General features: G+C 69.2%; 25 protein-coding genes. 14 read left to right on the top strand and 11 right to left on the bottom strand.

What is annotated here, in order from left to right; genetic code table 11:
- Positions 1–12 precede the first annotated feature (12 nt).
- On the top strand, positions 13–627 hold the full coding sequence (locus AOZ06_RS34285) for a LysE family translocator (RefSeq protein WP_054293177.1): 615 nt from the start codon (positions 13–15) through the stop codon (positions 625–627).
- Between the two features lie 3 nt (positions 628–630).
- On the opposite strand, the gene AOZ06_RS34280 is transcribed toward AOZ06_RS34285, so the two are convergent.
- A complete protein-coding gene (locus AOZ06_RS34280) occupies positions 631–1,224 on the bottom strand; it encodes a DJ-1/PfpI family protein (RefSeq protein WP_236951835.1) in 594 nt (197 codons plus the stop codon).
- A gap of 152 nt (positions 1,225–1,376) precedes the next feature.
- Here AOZ06_RS34280 and AOZ06_RS34275 point away from each other — a divergent pair, with 152 nt between their 5' ends.
- Positions 1,377–1,670, top strand: a complete 294-nt coding sequence (locus AOZ06_RS34275) for a hypothetical protein (protein ID WP_054293175.1) — start codon at positions 1,377–1,379, stop codon at positions 1,668–1,670.
- Here the strand turns inward: AOZ06_RS34275 and AOZ06_RS34270 are convergent.
- Positions 1,637–2,806, bottom strand: a complete 1,170-nt coding sequence (locus AOZ06_RS34270) for a cytochrome P450 (RefSeq protein ID WP_054293174.1) — start codon at positions 2,804–2,806, stop codon at positions 1,637–1,639. The genes AOZ06_RS34275 and AOZ06_RS34270 overlap by 34 nt on opposite strands.
- Before the next feature lie 89 nt (positions 2,807–2,895).
- Between AOZ06_RS34270 and AOZ06_RS34265 the strand changes: the two genes are divergently transcribed.
- Complete coding sequence (locus AOZ06_RS34265; RefSeq protein ID WP_054293173.1) at positions 2,896–3,567, top strand: TetR/AcrR family transcriptional regulator; 672 nt, start codon at positions 2,896–2,898, stop codon at positions 3,565–3,567.
- Between the two features lie 3 nt (positions 3,568–3,570).
- Entirely contained in the window at positions 3,571–4,242 is a 672-nt protein-coding gene (locus tag AOZ06_RS34260) for an NAD(P)H-binding protein (RefSeq protein WP_054293172.1), read from the top strand.
- Between the two features lie 63 nt (positions 4,243–4,305).
- Here AOZ06_RS34260 and AOZ06_RS34255 read toward each other — a convergent pair whose 3' ends face one another.
- Complete coding sequence (locus tag AOZ06_RS34255) at positions 4,306–5,868, bottom strand: AMP-binding protein (RefSeq protein ID WP_054293171.1); 1,563 nt, start codon at positions 5,866–5,868, stop codon at positions 4,306–4,308.
- Between the two features lie 167 nt (positions 5,869–6,035).
- Between AOZ06_RS34255 and AOZ06_RS34250 the strand changes: the two genes are divergently transcribed.
- Positions 6,036–6,824: a putative protein N(5)-glutamine methyltransferase gene (locus tag AOZ06_RS34250; protein WP_054293170.1), complete on the top strand. Its 789-nt coding sequence runs from the start codon at positions 6,036–6,038 to the stop codon at positions 6,822–6,824.
- A 63-nt stretch (positions 6,825–6,887) separates the two neighbouring features.
- Positions 6,888–7,853, top strand: coding sequence for an aldo/keto reductase (locus AOZ06_RS34245; protein WP_054297121.1), 966 nt, complete (start codon positions 6,888–6,890; stop codon positions 7,851–7,853).
- Here the strand turns inward: AOZ06_RS34245 and AOZ06_RS34240 are convergent.
- Both AOZ06_RS34240 and AOZ06_RS34235 read right to left on the bottom strand, forming a co-directional pair.
- Positions 7,850–8,566 carry a class I SAM-dependent DNA methyltransferase gene (locus tag AOZ06_RS34240; RefSeq protein WP_054293169.1) on the bottom strand — a complete coding sequence of 239 codons (717 nt, stop codon included), beginning with the start codon at positions 8,564–8,566 and terminating at the stop codon, positions 7,850–7,852. The two genes, AOZ06_RS34245 and AOZ06_RS34240, sit on opposite strands and share 4 nt — an antisense overlap.
- A 48-nt stretch (positions 8,567–8,614) precedes the next feature.
- Positions 8,615–9,262: an RraA family protein gene (locus AOZ06_RS34235; RefSeq protein WP_054293168.1), complete on the bottom strand. Its 648-nt coding sequence runs from the start codon at positions 9,260–9,262 to the stop codon at positions 8,615–8,617.
- 70 nt (positions 9,263–9,332) lie between these two features.
- Here AOZ06_RS34235 and AOZ06_RS34230 point away from each other — a divergent pair, with 70 nt between their 5' ends.
- The 3 genes from AOZ06_RS34230 to AOZ06_RS60530 are packed head-to-tail and all read left to right on the top strand — an operon-like array spanning position 9,333 to position 10,968.
- On the top strand, positions 9,333–10,484 hold the full coding sequence (locus AOZ06_RS34230; RefSeq protein ID WP_054293167.1) for a metallophosphoesterase: 1,152 nt from the start codon (positions 9,333–9,335) through the stop codon (positions 10,482–10,484).
- A gap of 5 nt (positions 10,485–10,489) precedes the next feature.
- Positions 10,490–10,798: a DUF4184 family protein gene (locus tag AOZ06_RS60535; RefSeq protein ID WP_054293166.1), complete on the top strand. Its 309-nt coding sequence runs from the start codon at positions 10,490–10,492 to the stop codon at positions 10,796–10,798.
- The gene (locus tag AOZ06_RS60530) at positions 10,792–10,968 is read left to right on the top strand and encodes a hypothetical protein (RefSeq protein WP_236951834.1); all 177 of its coding nucleotides are present in this window, start codon (positions 10,792–10,794) and stop codon (positions 10,966–10,968) included. The genes AOZ06_RS60535 and AOZ06_RS60530 overlap by 7 nt, the downstream gene beginning before the upstream one ends.
- On the opposite strand, the gene AOZ06_RS34220 is transcribed toward AOZ06_RS60530, so the two are convergent.
- Complete coding sequence (locus AOZ06_RS34220) at positions 10,947–12,275, bottom strand: NtaA/DmoA family FMN-dependent monooxygenase (RefSeq protein ID WP_054293165.1); 1,329 nt, start codon at positions 12,273–12,275, stop codon at positions 10,947–10,949. The genes AOZ06_RS60530 and AOZ06_RS34220 overlap by 22 nt on opposite strands.
- The gene (locus AOZ06_RS34215) at positions 12,275–13,204 is read right to left on the bottom strand and encodes an LLM class flavin-dependent oxidoreductase (RefSeq protein WP_054293164.1); all 930 of its coding nucleotides are present in this window, start codon (positions 13,202–13,204) and stop codon (positions 12,275–12,277) included. Before AOZ06_RS34215 ends, AOZ06_RS34220 begins: the two co-directional genes overlap by 1 nt.
- Before the next feature lie 179 nt (positions 13,205–13,383).
- On the opposite strand from AOZ06_RS34215, the gene AOZ06_RS34210 reads away from it, so the two are divergent.
- A complete protein-coding gene (locus tag AOZ06_RS34210; protein ID WP_225952974.1) occupies positions 13,384–14,499 on the top strand; it encodes a sulfite oxidase in 1,116 nt (371 codons plus the stop codon).
- Here the strand turns inward: AOZ06_RS34210 and AOZ06_RS34205 are convergent.
- Positions 14,486–15,010: an NUDIX domain-containing protein gene (locus AOZ06_RS34205; RefSeq protein ID WP_054293162.1), complete on the bottom strand. Its 525-nt coding sequence runs from the start codon at positions 15,008–15,010 to the stop codon at positions 14,486–14,488. The two genes, AOZ06_RS34210 and AOZ06_RS34205, sit on opposite strands and share 14 nt — an antisense overlap.
- Positions 15,011–15,068: 58 nt before the next feature.
- Between AOZ06_RS34205 and AOZ06_RS34200 the strand changes: the two genes are divergently transcribed.
- Positions 15,069–16,028 carry a phosphotriesterase family protein gene (locus tag AOZ06_RS34200; RefSeq protein WP_054293161.1) on the top strand — a complete coding sequence of 320 codons (960 nt, stop codon included), beginning with the start codon at positions 15,069–15,071 and terminating at the stop codon, positions 16,026–16,028.
- A gap of 10 nt (positions 16,029–16,038) precedes the next feature.
- Complete coding sequence (locus AOZ06_RS34195) at positions 16,039–16,854, top strand: patatin-like phospholipase family protein (protein ID WP_236951833.1); 816 nt, start codon at positions 16,039–16,041, stop codon at positions 16,852–16,854.
- On the opposite strand, the gene AOZ06_RS34190 is transcribed toward AOZ06_RS34195, so the two are convergent.
- Genes AOZ06_RS34190 through AOZ06_RS59205 form a run of 3 tightly spaced genes read right to left on the bottom strand, consistent with a single transcriptional unit; the run spans position 16,851 to position 18,433 of the window.
- The gene (locus AOZ06_RS34190; protein ID WP_054293160.1) at positions 16,851–17,984 is read right to left on the bottom strand and encodes a 4-hydroxybenzoate 3-monooxygenase; all 1,134 of its coding nucleotides are present in this window, start codon (positions 17,982–17,984) and stop codon (positions 16,851–16,853) included. The genes AOZ06_RS34195 and AOZ06_RS34190 overlap by 4 nt on opposite strands.
- A gap of 22 nt (positions 17,985–18,006) precedes the next feature.
- Positions 18,007–18,141, bottom strand: a complete 135-nt coding sequence (locus tag AOZ06_RS62280) for a nucleotidyltransferase domain-containing protein (RefSeq protein ID WP_417999979.1) — start codon at positions 18,139–18,141, stop codon at positions 18,007–18,009.
- A gap of 43 nt (positions 18,142–18,184) precedes the next feature.
- Positions 18,185–18,433: a nucleotidyltransferase domain-containing protein gene (locus AOZ06_RS59205; protein WP_218921824.1), complete on the bottom strand. Its 249-nt coding sequence runs from the start codon at positions 18,431–18,433 to the stop codon at positions 18,185–18,187.
- A gap of 29 nt (positions 18,434–18,462) precedes the next feature.
- Here AOZ06_RS59205 and AOZ06_RS34185 point away from each other — a divergent pair, with 29 nt between their 5' ends.
- Complete coding sequence (locus tag AOZ06_RS34185; protein WP_169799018.1) at positions 18,463–19,041, top strand: winged helix-turn-helix domain-containing protein; 579 nt, start codon at positions 18,463–18,465, stop codon at positions 19,039–19,041.
- A complete protein-coding gene (locus tag AOZ06_RS58050; protein WP_054293158.1) occupies positions 19,038–19,733 on the top strand; it encodes an SRPBCC domain-containing protein in 696 nt (231 codons plus the stop codon). Before AOZ06_RS34185 ends, AOZ06_RS58050 begins: the two co-directional genes overlap by 4 nt.
- Positions 19,734–19,791: the final 58 nt, after the last annotated feature.

The raw sequence follows: 19,791 nt of genomic DNA, 5'->3' as shown, positions 1-19,791 counted from the left end.
AGAGTGACCGGTATGAGTATCGCTTTCCTGGTCACGACCCTGCTCGCTGTGGCGACGCCCGGCACGGGCGTGCTCTACACGCTGGCCATGGGCCTCGCCCAGGGGCGCCGGGCGAGCGTGACCGCCGCGTTCGGCTGCACGCTGGGCATCATCCCGCACATGGTCGCGACCATCACCGGGCTCGCCGCGTTGCTGCACACCAGCGCGCTGGCGTTCGAGGTCGTCAAGTACCTCGGTGTCGCATACCTGGTCTACATGGCCTGGAACACCTTGCGGGACAAGGGCTCGCTCGTGGTCGAGCAGTCACGCGCGCACCCGGTGCCCGCCACGAAGGTGATCGTCTCGGCGGTCCTGCTGAACCTGCTCAACCCGAAGCTGACGATCTTCTTCGTCGCGTTCCTGCCGCAGTTCGTCAGCGTCGGCGATCCGGGCCAGCTCTGGCGGATGGTCGAGCTGAGCCTGGTGTTCATGCTGCTGACGTTCGTGGTGTTCGCGCTGTACGGGATCTTCGCCGCAGCCATGCGCGACCACGTGGTCTCACGGCCGCGCGTGATGGCGTGGCTGCGCAGGTTCTTCGCCGTCTCGTTCGTGGCACTCGGCGCGAAACTCGCCTTCACCCAGGTGTGAGGGTCAGCTGCTGCGCCAGACGCTGCCGCGCCGCTCGTACTCCAGCACGGTTTCCACGCGCTGCGCCTGGTTGGCGCCGATGAACCGTTCGACGAGCCAGAGTGCCACCTCCAGGCCGGACGTGATGCCGCCGCCGGTGATCAACGTGCCGTCGTCCACGACACGCGCGTTGACCAGCGTCGCTCCTTGCGCCGCGAGGTCGGCCTTGGCCCCGGCGTGCGTCGTGGCAGGCCGGCCCCGCGTGAGCCCGGCGGCGGACAGCACCATCACACCGGTGCAGATGCCGACGGGCAACGCCTTCGACGCGGCCAGCCGGGCAAGGAAGCCCTTGTCCGCGATGAGCCGGTGCACACCAGGACCGGTGCGGTTGTTGTACCCGCCGCCGGGCACGATGAGAACGTCGGCATCCGGCGGCGACCACCCGTTCGGCACTTCGACCCGCGTGCCGTGCATGCAGGTCACCGTGCCCGGCTTGGCGGTGCTCACCAGCGTCGTGGTCAACGCGGCGCCCATCTTGCCCGCCAGACCGAGCACTTCGACCGGAGCGATGAAGTCCTGTTCCTCCACGCCGTCGAAGAGCACTATCTGCACCCGCACCGGCTCACCCCTTCGCCTCGTCCACCCCACAAGTCGGCTGACGCGAACCATTGGTTCCCGGCGCGGGAATCTGATCCAGTGCGGACGAGCGGCTCGAATTCAACCGAAGCGCCCGGAAGAACGCGGCCGTCTGCGACCGCGACAACCACCATGTGTCGCGCCACGAGTTCGATGACGCGGTCGAGCACGCCTTCGCCACGCGCGACGGCGCGGTGGCTGGTTCGACCGCCGCGTTGTTCGGTGGGTACGACCGGTGGGACCGGCTGGCGATCGTCCGGCTCGGGGCCGGCCGTGTCCACCTCGACGGCGATTTCCAGCTCGTTCTTCCTCACGGTGAGGGCATTCCGGCCACGGCGAGGATCGTCGGCCGTGGCCGGGAACTGCGTGTCGTCACCGTTGGTGCCTGGTACGGCTACCAGGTCAGCGGCAGCGCTTCGAGCCCGTAGATGAAAGAGAACGACCGGAACGGCACTTCTTCGTAGCCCACCGCCAGTGCCAGGTTCGGGAACCGGCGCAGCAGCGCGGGGTACGCGATCTTCATCTCCATCCGGGCGAGTGGCGCGCCGAGGCAGTGGTGCAGGCCGTGGCCGAACGCCATGTGCGCGGAGATCTTGCGGGTGATGTCGAACGTCCCCAGGTCCTGGCCGAGCGCGGGGTCGCGGTTGGCCGACGGCAGCGAGCACACCACGAGGTCGCCGGCCGCGATCCGTTGCCCGGACAGCTCCACGTCCTCGAGCGCGGTGCGGAACACTCCTGTGTGGACGATCGAGAGGTAGCGCAGCATCTCCTCGACGGCCTGGTCCACCAGCTCACCCGACCGCACGGCCGCTGCCTGCACCGGGTGGCGCAGCAACAGCAGCGTGCCCAGCGAGAGCATGTTCGAGGTCGTCTCGTGCCCGGCGAGCAGCAGCAGGTCGGCGACGCCGGTCAGTTCGTGGTCGTCGAGTTCGTCGCCGTGTTCCCTGACCAGCATGCCGAGCATGTCCTCGCCCGGGTCGGCACGGGCTGTCCTGACGAGTCCGGCGAGGTAGTCGCGGGACTGCTGCACCGCGGCCACGCGTTCGTCCATGTCGCGGCTCATGTCCAGCCGGACCTTCGCGTTCTCCTGGAACCCGTCCCTGTCCTCGTAGGGCACGCCGAGCAGTTCGCAGATCACCAGCGACGGGATCGGCAGCGCGAACGTGGTGACGAGGTCGGCCGGTGGCCCGGCCTGCTCGATGGCGTCGAGGTGTTCGGTCACGATCGCTTCGATCCGGGGCTGCAGCCTGCGGATGCGCCGGACGGTGAACTCGGGCGTGAGCATCCGGCGCAGCCTGGTGTGCTCGGGCGCGTCGTAGCCGAGCAGGAAGCCGCTGCGGCCTTCGTTCTGCTCGCGGAACGGGCCGATCGGCGCGTTGGAGAACCTGCCGGAGCCGCCGAACACCTCCCTGATGTCGCTGTACCGGGTGACCAGCCACGCGGTGCCGCCGACGGCCAGTTTGACCCTGGTGACCGGCTGCTCGTCCCGCAGGCGCAGCAGATCGGGAACGGGGGCGAACTTGTCCCGCCGGATGTGTGGCGGGATTTCGGGTGCCTGTGTCATGACCCCTCCGATAAGTGATATGGACCTATCGCTTATCGTCACCGTAGCACAAGTGATAGTTGCCTATCAGTCTGTTAGCGTTGCCCGGTATGACCGGGCCTTCGCAGCGCCCGTTGCGTGTGGACGCGGCACGCAACGCCGAACTGATCGTCCGCGCCGCTTGGCGCGCGTTCACCGAGTCCGGCGGCGAGGTCCCGCTCGACGAGATCGCCCGCCGCGCGGGAGTCGGCGTCGCCACCCTCTACCGGCGCTTCCCGAGCAAGAGCGACCTGCTGCTCGCGATCATGGAATGGCGCTACGCCGACTTTATCCAGCCGGTGGTGGCCAGGGCCCTCGTCGACGAGGACCCGTGGCGTGCGGTCGTCACCGCACTGGAAGCTGCCCTGACGGTCATGGGGCAGGCGCATCCGGTGATCAAGGCCGTGCACGACCCCGGCCCGCTGCTGGCCGGGCTGAAAGCGCGATTCCTCAACGACTTCGCCACCATCGTGACCCGTGCGCAGGACGCCGGGGTCGTCCGTGCGGATCTGCGGACGAGCGACCTGCCGATGACGGTGTACATGCTGATCAGCACAGTGCGCGTGACCACGGACCCGGTCGACGGCTGGCGGCGCCCGCTGGCCCTGCTGCTGTCCGGGCTGCGGCCGGACTCGGGCATCCCGCTACCCGACGTCCCGGTGCTGGACGCGCAGCCGTGGAACAACGCCACCGGTGGGGATTGCGCCGACCACCAGAGCCCCGATCGTCCGCACGAAAGGTAGCGAATGAAGGTTGTCATCGCCGGCGGCCACGGCAAGGTCGCCCTCCGGTTGACCCGGATCCTCGCCACCCGCGGAGACGACGTGGTGGGCCTCGTGCGCGACCCCAGCCACGTCGACGACGTCAGGCAGGCCGGCGGTGACGCCGTCGTGCTCGATCTCGAACACGCCACCGTCGACGAGGTGGCCGCGGCCCTCAACGGTGCCGACGCTGCCGTTTTCTCGGCCGGTTCGGGCAGCAACGCCACCGCCGCACGCCGGGACAAGATGGACAGGGCCGCCGTCGTGCTGCTCATGGACGCGGCAGAACGGGCCGGTGTGCGGCGGTTCGTCCACGTCAGTTCCATCAACGTGGGCTGTGCCGACAGCCCCGGCATCGGCGAGGGGTACAGCACCTATCTGCGGGCCAAGCACGCCGCCGAGCAGCACATCTTCGCCCGTGACGGGCTCGACTGGACGGTGCTGCGGCCCGGAGTGCTCACCGACGACGACGGCGCCGACGCCGTCGAACTCACCGCAGGGAACGTGGTCGCACCCAAAGCCCCCAGGTTCGACGAGGTCGCCAGGGACGATGTTGCCGCTGTGCTGGTGGCGTTGCTCGACCGCCCCGGCACCGCCGGCCGCATCTACTTCGTGGTCGGTGGCAACACCCCGATAGCCCAGGCGTTCGACGCCTAGCCCGGTCGGGGTACGGCCTGCCACAGGGCCTCACGCGTGCACACGAACCAACGACTCGGGATGCTAGGGCATGCGGCGCAGTTTGAAGCGCTGGATCTTGCCGCTGCTGGTTTTCGGCAGCTCGTCGAGGAATTCCACGACCCGCGGGTACTTGTACGGCGCGATGGTCCGTTTCACGTAGTCCTGCAGTTCGGTGACCTCGGATTGCCCTCTGTGGACCCCGTTGCGGAGGACGACGAACGCCTTGACGACCATGCCCCGGTCCGGGTCGGGCGCGCCGACCACGGCGACCTCGGACACGTCCGGGTGCCCGGCGAGCACGCTCTCCACCTCGGGCCCGGCGATGTTGTACCCGGCCGAGATGATCATGTCGTCGGTCCGGCCCCGGTACCAGAAGTAGCCGTCGGCGTCGCGCACGAACGTGTCGCCGGTGACGTTCCATCCGTTGTGGACGTACGTGCGCTGGCGCGGGTCGGCGAGGTAGCGGCAGCCGGTCGGGCCTTTCACCGCGAGACGGCCCGGTGTCCCGTCGGGGACCGGCCGTCCGTCGTCGTCGATGACGACGGCTTCGTAGCCGGGGACGGGTTTGCCGGTCGATCCCGGCCGGATGTCGTCGTCGGCCGCGGAGATGAAGATGTGCAGCAGTTCCGTGCCGCCGATGCCGTCGATGATCCGGACACCGGTGGCTTGGTGGAACTGTTCCCACACCGGGGCCGGCAGGTGTTCGCCCGCCGAGACGCACCTGCGCAGGCTCGTCAGGCCGGGTGCCTTGCCGGTGGCCAGCATCGCCTTGTACGCCGTGGGAGCGGTGAACAGCACGGTCACGCGGTGCCGTGCGATGGCGTCGGCGAGTTCGTCCGGTGTGGCGCGCTCCAGCAGCAGGGTCGACGCGCCGACGCGCATCGGGAAGATCACCAGGCCGCCGAGGCCGAACGTGAAACCGATCGGCGGGGTCCCGGTGAACACGTCGTCCGGGTGCGGGCGCAGCACGTGCTTGCCGAACGTGTCGGCGATCGCCAGCACGTCGCGGTGGAAGTGCATGGTGGCTTTGGGTTTCCCGGTCGTGCCGGACGTGGCGGCGAGCAGTGCGACGTCCTCGGCGGCGGTGTCGACCGCGTCGAACGTGTCGGGTTTGGACCCCGCGGCCGCCCGGAGTCCGCCGGGGTAGGTCAGCACCGGCAGGGCGACCTCGGCCAGGTCGCCGGTGAAGCGGTCGTCGCTGACGACCAGGCTCGGCCTGGTCATCTCGACCATCGTGGCGATCTCGCCCGCGCGCAGCAACGGCATCGTGGTCACCGCGACACCGCCTGCCTTGAGCACGCCGAACCACGCCGCCACCAGCCACGGGTTGTTCGGCCCGCGCAACAGTACGCGGTTTCCCGGTACCAGGCCGTGGTCCTCGGTCAGCACGCGGGCGAGCTGGTTGCTGCGTCTGTCCAGGTCGCCGTAGGTCCAGACCTCGGTGCCGGTCCGCAGGCACGGGCGATCCGGGTGCACGGGGCCGAGCAGGGCCGCCGCGCAGTTGAGCCTGCCGGGCGCGGCCGGGTCGAGCAGGAACTCGGGCTGCTCGTCGTCGGGCGGGAGGTTGTCCCGGCAGAAAGTGTCCACGTGGGCGGTGCGCGCCATCGCACCCTCCTGCGGTAGAACTCGTGTGTCACTTTGGCGACGGTCGTCATGCTTGCGCTACATGCGGCCGGGTGTCAAGGGCGTGTAGTGTCGGCGGCGAGATCGAACGAGGAGGTGAGACCCGTCAACGTCATGTCAGACCGGGTGCTCGCCGAGGTCCGCCGAGGGTGAGACAGCGAGCGCCTGCGCACCGGAAGGCGCTTGAGGTCCACTCCGAGATCGCTTCCCGGCTTCGTGCCGCCGGCTGTGTGTTCGCCGAGGACGAGGCCCGGTTGCTCATCGAGAACGCGGACAGCCCCGAGAACCTGACCGCCATGGTCGGCCGCAGAGCCGCGGGTCTGCCGTTGGAACACGTCCTCGGCTGGGCGGAGTTCTGCGGACAGCGGATCACCGTGCACCCCGGCGTGTTCGTTCCCCGCCGCCGCACCGAATTCCTGGTCGCCCAAGGCCTCGCGCTGATGGGTGACGCGAACGTGGTCGTGGACCTGTGCTGCGGATCGGGCGCGGTCGGCGCCGCGCTGACCGCGGCCAAGGACGTCGAACTGCACGCCGTGGACATCGACCCGGTCGCGGTGACCTGTGCTCGGCACAACGTCGCCAACGTCCACCTCGGCGACCTCTGCGCGCCCTTGCCGGCCCGGTTACGCGGCCGCGTGGACATCCTGGTGGCCAACGCGCCCTATGTCCCGACCGACGCGATCGCTCTGATGCCACCGGAAGCGCGCGACTACGAGCCTCTGGTCGCGCTCGACGGCGGCACGGACGGACTGGCCGTGCAACGCCGAGTGACCGCGCAGGCGCGGGAATGGCTCGCGCCGGGCGGGCACCTGCTGATCGAGACCAGCGAGCAACAGGCGCCGCACACTGCCGCCGCTTTCGCCGAACACGGCCTGGCGCCCAGGATCGCCCGCTGCGCCGAAGCCGCCGCGACCGTGGTGATCGGGACGAACCCTTAACGAATTCCCCGCCTCCGTGTGGTGTGGCAGAGTGGCAGCGAACTGATCATGGGGGATCCTGGGATGCAGACGAACCGGCTTGGGCGAACCACTGTCGACGTGACGCAGCTGGCGTTCGGCGGCGGTCCGCTCGGCGGCCTGTTCGCGCCGCTGGACGACGAGACCGCGGCCGGGGCGCTGGCCGCGGCGTGGGACGGCGGAATCCGTTACTACGACACGTCTCCGCACTACGGCATCGGCCATTCCGAACGCCGGATCGGCGAGTTCCTGCGCCGGCACCCGCGTGACTCGTTCACCCTGTCGACGAAGGTCGGCAGACTCCTGGTGCCGCAGGAGCCGGCCGGCAGGATGGACCCGGCCGGTTTCCACGTGCCCGCGACGCATCGCCGGGTGCGTGACTTCACCCGTGACGGGATCCGGCGCAGTGTCGAGGATTCGCTGGAGCGGATGGGTCTCGACCGGATCGACGTGCTGTACCTGCACGACGCCGAGCAGTTCTTCGACGACGCGCTGCGGGACGGCTACCCGGCGCTGGCGGAACTGCGGTCGGAAGGGGTCGTCGGCGCGATCGGCGCGGGCATGTACGACACGGCCATGCTCACCACGTTGGTGCGGGAAACCGATGTCGACGTGGTCATGCAGTCGGGCCGCTACACGCTGCTCGATCACAGCGCGCTCGACACGTTCCTGCCCGCGTGCGAGGAACGCGGTGTCTCGGTGATCGCGGCGTCGATCTTCAACTCCGGACTGCTCGCGGTGCCGCGTCCGGGTGAGGGCGCGTACTTCGACTACGAGGCCGCGACGCCGGACGTGCTGGAGCGCGCGAACAGGATCGCCGACGTGTGCGAGGCGCACGGCGTGACGCTTCCCCAGGCGGCCATGGCATTCCCGCTGCGGCACCCGGTCGTCGCCGGTATCGCGGTGGGCATGCGGACCGCCGGGGAAGCGCGGCGCAATCTGGAGTCGTTCGCCGCGGACGTGCCCGCGCGGGTCTGGACCGACCTGCGCGCAGCGGGCCTGATCCGCTAGGTCTTCTGCCAGACGGAGACGTGACCGCGGCTGTCGCTGGTGAACGGGCTGCGGTCCCAGTCGTTCACGCGTTCGTGCAGCCGCATCCCGGCCAGCCGTGCCATCAGGTCGAGTTCGGCCGGCCAGACGTACCGGAACGGGATCGACACGATCCGCACGGACCCGTCCACGATCTTGTAGTGGTGGGAGATCTGGCCCTGGTTGGCGACGTCGTACTCGTCGAAGCCCAGCTTGTCCTGGCCGACCGCGAACGGGTAGTAGTTCTGCCCCGGCGGAAGCCGCCGCAGGTCGGGGATTCCCACCTCGATCACGAAGAACCCGCCCGGTTCGAGGTGTTCTGCCACGTTGGCGAAGCACGCCACCTGCTCGTCCTGCGTGGTCAGGTTCATGATCGTGTTGAACACCAGGTACGCCAGCCGGAACGGGCCGGGCGCCTTGGCGGTCGCGAAATCGCCGGTTGTCACACCGATCCGCTCGGCGCCCGGCTTGGCGGCCAGCCGTCGCAGCATCTGCGGGGACAACTCGATGCCGTGCACCGCGACCCCGGCCTGGCTCAGCGGCAACGCGATCCGGCCGGTGCCGATGCCGAGTTCCAGCGCGGACCCGTCACCCGCGAGGCCCTTGAGGAACTCGACGACCGGCTCGACGGGCATGTCCGTGTAGCCGGAGTCGTAGTCTTTGGCCACGTCTTCGCCGAAGTGGTTCACCGTCACACACCTCAGCCTGGCATCGCGCCTGTACGGTCACCACTCAATTACCGATCACGTGAAGGTGAGCTTGCTCGGTTCGCCGCGCTCCAGCGCCGCGACGTGCTCGGCGAGGTTGGTGCCGTCGCTCAACGTCCTGCCCCCGGCCAGGTTCGCGGCGAGCCCGGCTTCCGCCTTCTTCACCGCCGCGGCGGCGTCGAGCAGGCCCTCGACCCGTGCCGGATCGACGACCAGCACGCCTTCCTCGTCGGCGAGGATCATGTCGCCCGGGTTCACCGCGACACCGCCGCACGTCACCGGCACCCGCAGTTCGCCGAGTTTGACCGTGGTCCCGGCCATCGGCGTGACGAACCGGCTGTAGATCGGCAACGCGCAGCGCGACACGTACGCGATGTCGCGGTACCCGGCGTCGATGATGATGCCGCCGAGCCTGCGGACCAACGCGCCGCGCGCGAACATCTCCCCGGCGAGGGCGAGTTCCCTGCCGCCGCCGTCCACCACGATCACGTCACCCGGCCGGGCGGCCTCGATCGCGCGCAGCACGCCGAGGAAGTCGTCACGGCACCGGACCGTGAACGCCGGGCCGAACACCCGCGACTGCGCCGAACGCGGCCTGATCCCGCTGTCCATCACCCTGGTCGTCTTGTCCGCGTCGCAGATCGCGGTCGTGTCGACCTCCGCGAACCTGTCGATTAGTTCCATCCGGCCAGGCTATTCGGGTGAGGAGGTAGTTTGGTGCCCTCAAGGTCATCTTCGCCCGGAAGGTCGTTCTTTGTTCCTGTTGCTGCTCGGTGTGCCGGCCGCGCTCGCGCACTACTACCTCTGGCGAAGGCTCGTCCGCGACACGACGCTGCGCGGTGGTCGCGGCAGGTTGTCCGGCACGGTCGCGCTGGTCGTGGCGTTCGTGCTGATGATGGCCGCGGTGGTGTTCTCGCGGAGCCTCCAGGTGCTGGCCTGGCCGGGTTACCTGTGGCTGGCGCTGATGTTCTACCTGACGCTCGTGCTCGGTGTGCTCGAGATCCCCAGGCTGCTGGTCAACCGCCGGGTCAAGGAGCCCGCGGTGGCCGGTGTGCGAGAGCCGGACGCGGTGCCCCTGCCGAGCAGGCGGGTGTTCATCGCGCGGACGTTCGCTGTCGCGGGCGGGATCACCGCGGGCGGCATCGTCGGCTACGGCGCCACGAAGGCGCTCGGCGCCCCGGAGATCACGTCGGTCCCGGTGCCGATCAGGCGGCTGGACCCGTCGCTCAACGGGTTCCGGATCGCCGTGGTCAGCGACATCCACCTCGGCCCGTTGCGCGGTCGCGGGCACACCGAGCGGATCGTGCGGATGATCAACGAGCAGCAGCCGGACCTGGTCGCGATCGTCGGCGACCTGGTCGACGGCACGGTCGACCTGCTCGGTGAGGACGCGGCGCCGCTGAAGGACCTGGTCAGCAAGCACGGCAGTTTCTTCGTGACGGGCAACCACGAGTACTACTCCGGTTTCCAGCCGTGGCTGACCGAGCTCGAACGCCTCGGCGTGAACCCGCTGCGCAACGAACGGGTGGCCATCCAGCGCGGTGGCGCCGGTTTCGACCTCGCCGGCGTCAACGACGTCACGGGCAAGCAGTTCCAGGACGCGCCGGACATCGCCCGCGCGCTCGACGGCCGCGACACCGCCAACCCGGTCGTGCTTCTGGCGCACCAGCCGGTGCAGGTCGAGGAAGCCGCCAAGCACGGCGTGGACCTGCAACTGTCCGGCCACACCCACGGCGGCCAGATGTTCCCGTTCCACCTGGCCGTGCCGCTCCAGCAGCCGGTCACCGCCGGGCTGGAGAAAATCGACGACACCTGGGTGTACGTGACCAGGGGCGCCGGTTTCTGGGGGCCACCGGTCCGGGTCGGCGCGCCACCGGAGATCTCCATGATCCAGCTGTCGGCGTAGGGGCCGTGCCGTTCACGCTCGCGTACCCCGCCGCCGTCCTGCCGCTCCGGCGGATCCTGTGGTTCCCGGCGCTCGCCGTCGGGGTGATGGCGCCTGACCTGGCCTACTACGTGCCGATCCCGCTCGACACGCATTCGCTCGTGGGCATCGCGACCGTCGACATCCTCATCGGCCTCGCGGCGACGCACGTCCTCTGGGAGGCCTGCACGCACGGTTTCGTCGTGCGGAACTGGTCGTCGACGCGGATCCCGACCGTCGGCCCGCACGGCTGTACAACGTGTCCGGGCACGTCTCGGCTGCCGGCGGGATGCTGATCCTGGCCCTCGCCCTGGTCCGGTGGTATCGCCGGACCCAGCCCGGTGACCCGGTGAGCCGGGTCAGCACCTATGACTGGGTCCGGCAGCTACCGCTGGGCGGCACCCAGGGCACCGCCGTGGCGTTCGTCGCGTACATCGTGTTCTTTCACGTGTTCAAACCGAGGTGATCGCGCAGCGTCGGGCCGGTGTACTCGGTGCGGAACACGCCTCGGTCCTGCAGGCGTGGCACGACGGTGTCGGCGAACTCGTCCAGCCCGCCCGGTGTCACGTGCGGGACGAGGATGAACCCGTCCGCGGCGTCCGACTGCACCAGGTCGTTGATCTCGTCGGCGATCGTCGCGGCCGAGCCGATGAACGTCTGCCGGGCGCTGACCTCGATCATCAGGTCCCGGATGGACAGGTTCTTCGCCTCGGCGAGCTGACGCCACTCCCGCGCGGTCGCCAGCGGGTCCTTGTGCATCCGCACGCTGGCCCGGCCTTTGGCGACGGTGTTCTCCCCGACCAGCGGATCCACCTCGGGCAGCGGACCTTCCGGGTCGTAGCCGCTGAGGTCCCTGTTCCACAGCTGTTCCAGCAGTTTGATCGCGGTCTGCCCGCTGACCTGCTGGCGCCGCACGATCGCGGCCTTCTCCCGTGCGTCCGCGTCGGTGTCGCCGAGCACGAACGTCGCCGCGGGCAGGATCTTGAGCTGCTCACCGGTCCGGCCGTACTTGGCCAGGCGGCCTTTGACGTCGGTGTAGAACGCCTGCCCGGACTCCTTGGTGCCGTGCCGCGAGAAGATCGCGTCCGCGGTGGCCGCGGCGAACTCCCTGCCCTCGTGGGAATCCCCGGCCTGCAGGATCACCGGTCTGCCCTGCGGCGAGCGGGGGACGTTGAACCGGCCGGAGATGTCGAAGTGGTCCGAGCGGTGGTCGAACGCACCCGCGTCGGCGTCACGCAGGAACACGCCGGACTGCTTGTCCGCCACGATCTCGTCACCGCGCCACGAGTCGAACAACTCCCACGCGGTCCGCAGGAACGTCTCGGCCCGCGAGTAACGCTGGTCCTGCGGCAGGAAACCGCCGCGCCGGAAGTTCTCGCCGGTGAACGCGTCCCATGAGGTCACCACGTTCCACCCGGCCCGGCCGCCGGACAGGTGGTCGAGCGAGGCGAACTGCCTGGCCACCTCGTACGGTTCGTTGAACGTGGAGTTGATCGTGCCGGTCAGTCCGAGGTGCTCGGTCACCGCGGCGAGCGCGGCGAGCACCGTGAACGTGTCCGGCCTGCCGACCACGTCGAGGTCGTAGATCCTGCCGCCCTGCTCACGCAGCCGCAGGCCCTCGGCCAGGAAGAAGAAGTCGAACTTGGCTCGTTCCGCCGTCCGCGCGAGGTGGGTGAACGAGCTGAACTCGATGTGGCTGCCCGCCTGCGGGTCGCTCCACACGGTGGTGTTGTTCACGCCGGGGAAGTGGGCGGCGAGGTGGATCTGCTTCATCACGCTGCTCCTGTGGCGTAACGGTTCCCGGGTCGTGCCAGGCCGAGCAGGCCACGCAGGGTGGTGGCTTCGTACTCGTGGCGGAACACGCCGCGCCGCTGCAGTTCGGGAACGAGGTCGGTGACGATCCCGGTCAGGTCGTGCGGCAACCGGGCGGGGATCAGCCGGGCTCCGAAGAAGCCCTTGGCGCGCAGGGCGACCAGCCGGTCGGCCAGGCCGTCGTCGGGAAACCGGACCGGGACGTCGGCGAACGTGCGCCCGTGCCCGACCGGCGCGTCCGGGTCGGCGAACACCAGGTCGTCACCGGCCACCACCGGCTGGCCCTGCGGCGGGCGTGGCGTGATGGACGGTCCCTTGACCGTGAACCACTTGCCTTCGAAGTCGATGTAGTGCAGCTTGTCCCGGTCGACGAACCGGCCGGTGGCCACGTCCCTGATCTCCGCGTCGTCCTCCCAGCTGTCCCACAACCGCCGCAGGACCTCTACGTAGTCCGCGGCCTCGTCCCGCAGGCCGGGGCTGGGGAACTCGCGTCTGCCGAAGTGCCGGTAGTCGCGTTCGTCGTCCGAGACCACGATGTGCACGCCCGCACGGCCGTTGCTGACGTAGTCGAGTGTCGCGATCGCTTTGGACAGGTGGAACGGTTCGGTGTGCGTGGCGACGGCCGTCGGCACGAGCCCGATGTGTGCGGTGAGTGGCGCGACACGGGACGCGATGAGCACCGCGTCGAGCCGTCCGCGTACGTGCCCGGTGTCGTCGCTGCCTGGCCCCAGTGAGTCCTCGAACGTGACGAAGTCGAGCTTGCCCGCCTCGGCCTCGCGTACGAGGTCCACCCAGTAGCGGGCGGTCAGCAGCTCGTCGGGCCGTGCGCCGGGTTCACGCCAAGCCGCGGGGTCCGAACCCGCGCCATCCAGTGCGACAGCAAGGTGCATGTCGCAATGGTGCGCCTGTGCCCGCGCTGTCCGCGGTGGCGTCCGCTATGTGGACATGCTGGATTCAGCCAATCCTCATGCGGTGTGGTGTGCGCATGCGCGAGGCGATCTACGATCGATCAAGTCTTCACTTGTCGCGGCGTACGGCGCTGCGCCTGTCGGTGTTGGGAGGGGCCGTCATGGCTGTCGGCGCGACATCGACAGCGCAGGCGGCCGGGGCGAGCACCATCGTGAAGCCGCTGCCGCCGGAGCTGTTCGAGGTGTACGGCACCAACGCCGAGACCCGCTGGGAAGCCCTCAGCGGCCAGGGACACCTCACGCCGATCGACCGCTTCTTCGTGCGCAACCACACGGCCACGCCGGCCATCGACGTGAACACCTGGCGGCTGCGGCTGTTCGGCACCGGGCTGCGGCGCGGGCCCGTCGAGTTCGGCTACCGCGATCTGCGGTCGCTGCCGTCCGAGACGATCACCGCGGCCGTCGAGTGCGCGGGCAACGGCCGTAGCTTCTACACCAGCCAGCAGGGCCAGCAGGTGGCCGGAACGCCGTGGAAGCTCGGCGCGATCGGTGTCGCGCGCTGGCGCGGCGTGCGGCTGTCCACTGTGCTCGCCAAGGCCGGGCTGAGCAGGCGGGCGGTGGACGTGCAGCCGTCCGGGCTCGACGCGGACTACGTGACCGGTGGCGTGAACCTCGGCAAGGTCCGCAGGCCGCTGCCGATCGGCAAGGCGCTCGACGACGTGCTCATCGCGTACGAGATGAACGGCCAGCAACTGCCGCCCGACCACGGCTACCCCGCGCGCCTGGTGGTGCCGTCGTGGATCGGCATCGCGTCGATCAAGTGGCTCGGCGAGATCGAGGTGTCCGAGACCCCGCTCGCGTCACCGTGGAACACGCAGTTCTACCGGCTGGTGGGGCCCACGTACCCCGCCGAAGGCACTGTCGTCGGCAAGCAGGTTGTCAAGAGCGCGTTCGAACTGCCTCGTGACGCGGTGTTCCAAACAGGCGAACGGCACGTGCTGCGCGGCCGGTCATGGTCGGGCAACGGCCGGATCCGCAACGTCGACGTGAGCGTGGACGGCGGTCACCGCTGGCACCCGGCCCGGCCGACGGGTACTGCGGACAAGCACGGCTGGTTGCAGTGGGAGTTCCCATGGCGGCCCAAGGAGCCGGGTGCGTACACGCTGCGTGCACGCGCGACGGACTTCACCGGCGCGACCCAGCCCGAGGTCACCCCGTACAACACCCAGGGTTACCTGTTCGACGGGATCGTCCAGCATCCGGTCACAGTGGTGTGAACTCGGCTGGACCGTCGACCCCGAAGTACATCTGCGCGGCTGTCTCGTGCAGCGGGAACACCAGGCCGCGCGGGCCGAAGGCCACGCCACGCTCGGACACCTCGCTGTTCGGCGTGAACGGCGGCAGGTCCGATGCCGCGACCGGAGGCGTCACGCCGAACAGCAGCACCAGATTCGGGTTCGGCGTGGTCGAGGAGAACCACAACGGCTCGATCGCCGTGGAGTCCACCACGAGGCTTGCTTCCTCGTAGACCTCGCGGGCGCCTGCCTGCTGCCACGTCTCGTCCCCGTCGACGAACCCGCCTGCCAGCGCGAGACCGCCGACCGGCGGGATCGCCCGCCGGATCACGAGCAACCCGGTGCGGTCGGCGACGACGACCGGCACCAGCACCACAGCCACGGGCTTCGGGTTCGTCCACACCAGGTCGCCGCACGCGGCGCACTCGCGCGGATAGGGGGCGGTGTCGGCGTACGGCGTGCCGCAGGAAGAGCAGTAGGCATCACGACTCATGGCGATGAATCTACGGTAATTTCGGTCGTGCGAAGCCGCGCTCAGTGAGGAGCCCCAATTGTCGCACGTGGACACCGTTCGTGGTCCGATCTCGTTGGCCGAACTGGGAACTGTGCTGATGCACGAGCACGTTTTCGTGCTCAGCGAGGATCTCCGGCGGGCCCGCCCCGACCAGTACGACGAGGACAGCCTGGTGGCGGGGGCGGTCGAACGGCTGACCGCGCTCAAGGCGACCGGCGTGGACACGATCGTCGACCCGACTGTGCTGGGGCTCGGCCGCGACATCGAACTGGTCGCCAGGGTCAACGCGGCCGCCGACATCAACATCGTGCCCGCCACGGGCCTGTACACCTACAACGACGTGCCGTTCTTCCTGCACTTCCACGGCCCCGGGACGCTGCTCGGCGGTGACGAGGTGCTGGTGGACCTGTTCGTCCGCGACATCACCGAGGGCATCTCCGGTACGGGCATCAAGGCCGCGTTCCTCAAGTGCGCGATCCAGGACACGCTTTCGCCAGGTGTGGAACGGGTGATGGTCGCGGTGGCGGAGGCCCACAAGCGGACCGGCGCGCCGATCATGGTGCACACCAGTGCCCCGGACCGCACCGGTCTGGTGGCGCAGGAGGTGTTCCGGCGGGAGGGCGTCGACCTGGGCAACGTGGTGATCGGGCACAGCGGTGACACCGAGGATCTGGACTATCTGCGCGAACTGGTCGACAACGGCTCTTACCTCGGCATGGACCGGTTCGGGCTGGACATCCTGCTGCCGACGGACGCGCGTGTGGCGACTGTCACGGCGCTGGCCGGGCAGGGCCTGGCCGACCGGATGATGCTGGCGCACGACGCCTCGTGCCACTTCGACTGGTTCCCGCCCGGACTTCGTGAGGTGGCGGCACCGAACTGGCACTACGCGTTCATCCACGACACGGTGATTCCCGCGCTGCGGGAGGCCGGTGTGACCGACGAGCAACTGCACACCATGCTCGTCGACAATCCCCGTCGCTACTTCGAGGGCTAGTGTCGCGAGTGTGAATGGGCATGCGCTTGTGCTGGGCGGCGGTGGTGTCGCGGGGATCGCGTGGATGACAGGGCTGCTGGCCGGGCTCGCCGACGCGGGCAAGGACGTGACCAAAGCCGATCTCGTCGTCGGGACGTCGGCCGGGTCGACCGTGGCCGCGCAACTGGGCAGCGGTCTGAGCCTCGGCGACCTGTACGCGCGGCAGGTCGACCCTTCCCTGCAGAACAAGGAGATCGACCCGGGCGTCGACATGGAGGCCTACGGGGCGGACCTGGTCGCGGCGATCGAGGCCGCGTCGTCGGAGGTGGATGCCCGGCAGCGGATCGGCGCGCTGGCCCTCGCGGCCCGCACGGTCTCCGAGGCCGACCGGCGGGCGGTGGTCGCTTCCCGGCTGCCGTCGCACGAATGGCCGTCGGTTCCGTTGAAGATCGTCGCGGTGGACGCGGAAACCGGTGAGCCGCAAGTGTTCGGCAACGACTCCGGCGTGTCACTCGTCGACGCGGTCGCGGCGAGCTGCGCCGTGCCGGGGATCTGGCCGACCGTGTCGATCGACGGCCGTCGTTATGTCGACGGCGGTGTCCGGACGATGGACAACGCCGACCTGGCGGCGGGTTTCGAGCGTGTGGTGATCCTGCTGCCACTGGGTACGCAATCACTGTTCCCGCTGGGCAAGCCGTTCGACGAGGTCGTCGCGGACCTGCGTGCGGACGTCACCGTGATCAGCCCGGACGAGGCCTCGGCGGCGGCGATCGGCCTGAACCCGCTGGACCCGCGAACCCGCGCACCGGCAGCCGAAGCGGGTCGTGCGCAAGGACGGGCGCACTAGAAGTCCGCGTGCTGTCCGATGTAGATCTCGGCGAACGACTCCGCCGCCTTGCGTGAGTTCAGCAGGCGCCGCAGCCGTGCCTGGATGAGCTGGTGGGTGAACGGATCGCGTGAGCCGTGGAAGAGGTCCGACAGCCACAGGGAGAACTCCTGGTACTGCCAGACGCGGCCGAGGCACGCGGCCGAGTATCCATCCAGTGTGGACGGATCGCCGTCGTACCACGCGGCGATGCCCCGGGTGAGCAGCAGCGCGTCGTGGATGGCGAGGTTCATGCCCTTGGCGGCGATGGGCGCGACGAGATGAGCGGCCTCACCGGCGAGGTGGAGCCGGCCCGCGGACATCCGGTCGAGGACGTAGTTGTGCATCGGCAGCACGCGTTTCTCGATCAGCGGACCGTCGATGATCGGTTCGCCGGGGACGGCGAGCCGCGTGCGCAGTTGCGTCCAGACGCGGTCGTCCGGCCAGTCGTCGGCGGTGTCGCCGGGGGAGCACTGGAGGTAGTACCGGGTCACCGACGGCGTGCGCGCCATGTGTCCCGCGAAACCCAGCGGGTGGATGCCGAAAACGACGCTCCTGGCCGACGGTGGCGCCTCGGCCAGTAGAGCCAGCCACCCGATGCCGTAGTCGTGCCGCGTGATGGTGGCGGGGACGTAGGACTGGCAAATCCCGCGCGCGCCATCGCAACCGGCCACGAAGTCGCAGTCGACCCGTTGGCCCGCATAGGTGACGGATGGGCTGGTGGCCAAGTCGTGCAGCCGGATGTCCTCGACCGAGAACTGGATCGGGCCGGGGTAGCCGGTGAGCAGGTCCTTGACCAGTTCCTGTTGCGGGTAGACGAAATGCCGGTGACCGGTCAGTTCGGCGTAGTCGAACTGGTGGCGTACGCCGTCGACGCGGAACTCGAACGAACCCTGCGTCGGCGCGCGGCGGAGCAATCCGTCCGCCAGGCCGTGGCGCTCCAGCTCACGCACGGCCCACTCCTCGATGAAACCGGCGCGTGCCCGCTGTTCGATGAACTCGCGGGTCTCCCGCTCCAGCACCAGGCAGTCGATCCCGGCCCGGTGCAGCAGGTTGGCGACGGTCAGTCCGGCGGGTCCGGCTCCGATGACGACGACCTTGGTTCGCCCCATCGCTCGAACCTAACACCGACCCTCAGAAATGCGTACGGATCCCGAACGCTTCCCGCAGCACCGCCATGTCGTGGACATCGCGCTCGGACGGCGAACAGCCCTGGTGGAAGTACACCTGCTGCTCGACTGACAAGCAGGGCACCGCGACACCGCATATGACACCGGTGACGAAGCAGCCGGCCGGGTAGGCGAACGGCTGGTCAGGTCGAACTGCGCCTGGGTGGCACTCCCGTCCGGCCGTACCGACAGCGGGTGCAGGTCGACTCCCGCCCGTCGGGGTGCGCGTGGACGAATCGAACAGGGCGCGCGTCGAGTGTCTCGGCGAACTCGGCACGGGCGAGCGCGACGAGGACGAGGTCCTCCTCGTCGAAGCGGTGCATCAGGTCGAGGTCCCGGTGGTCGCGTGTCTGCTTGCCGGACTCCGCACACCCGCACTCTGCCCTTGACAAGGAATCTTGTCCGGACGAATATGGCTGTCGTGAAAGCGATAGCCGAGGTCATCGACACCGACGCGTTACAGGCGATGGCGCATCCGATGCGCCTGAGAATCCTCGCCGCGCTGCGCGAACCCGACTCCGCGGCTGCGGTGGCGCGCGGCCTCGGGCAGCCGCGGCAGAAGGTGAACTACCACGTCAAGGAGCTCGAACGAGCCGGTCTGGCCCGCCGGGTCGGGGAGCGGCGCGCGGGCAACCTCGTCGAGAGCCTCTACCAGGCGACCGCGGCCACGTACGTGGTCTCGCCGCGGCTGGCCTGGGTCGACCGGCCGCGGATCGACGCGCTCGCCGAGCAGGTCGCGCTGGAGAACCTGGTCTCGGTCGGCGAACGGCTGCAGCAGGCGGCGGCGTTGCTGCTCGACCGGGCGGCGTTCGACGGCGAGAAGATCGCCAGCGCGGCGGTGGAGACGGAGGTCCGGTTCGCCGACGCGGCGCAGCGCAAGGCTTTCCTCGCCGAGTACGTCTCGGCTATCGGCCCGTTGTTGAAGAAGTACGGCGACTCTCAGGGGGATTCGTATCGCGTCGTCCTCGCCGTACACCCGGATTCCAAGGAGACGTCGTGACATACGGCAAGTTCCGCAAGACATTCTCGCTGTCCATCCCGGTCGACCGCGCGTGGCAGGCGTTCACCGACCCGAAGGAACTCGAGGTGTGGCAGACCGGCACGGTCGAGCAGGCCGACGTCCGGCCCGGTGGCCGGATCGCCTGGGAGGCCGACGAGTACGGGCAGCTCGTCTGGGAGATCGTCGATGTCGACGCGCCGAACAAGCTCGTCTACAAGGAGGGCGCTACGTTCCTGCCCGCCGAGAGCGAGGTGACCGTGATCTTCGAGGAGGCGGGCACCGGAACGCGGATCACTGTGACGCAGGCGGGTTTCGGTGACGACGAGGACTGGGAGACCCACCTGGAGAACGTCGGCACGGGCTGGGCGCAGACGTTGGCCGCGTTGGACCTGTACCTGCGCACCGGCGTGCGCTACGACCGGTTCTTCACGTTCCAGTCAGGACTGGGCATGCTGACCGACGACGTGCTGGCCGGCTCGCTCGTGCGGACCGTCCAGGACAGCGGGTTCGCTGCCGACGCGGGAATCCGGCCAGGTGACGTGATCCTGAAGCTCGGTACGGCGCCGGTGTTCTCCCGCACCGATCTGTGGATGTTCACGCGCGAGCACGGCATCGGCGAGGACGTCGACGTGGCGTTCGCCCGCGACGGCGAGGTGATCACCGCGCGTGCCGCGTTGAGCGAACCGATGTAGGCCTCAGCGGAAACGGTCTGATCGCCCCGGGCGCCGACGGGCGCTCGGGGTACTCGGC

The sequence above is a fragment of the Kibdelosporangium phytohabitans genome (genome assembly GCF_001302585.1).
Lineage (GTDB): Bacteria > Actinomycetota > Actinomycetes > Mycobacteriales > Pseudonocardiaceae > Kibdelosporangium > Kibdelosporangium phytohabitans.
The sequence above is the reverse complement of the archived record's forward strand: the minus strand, read 5'-3'. Positions and strand labels throughout refer to the sequence as shown.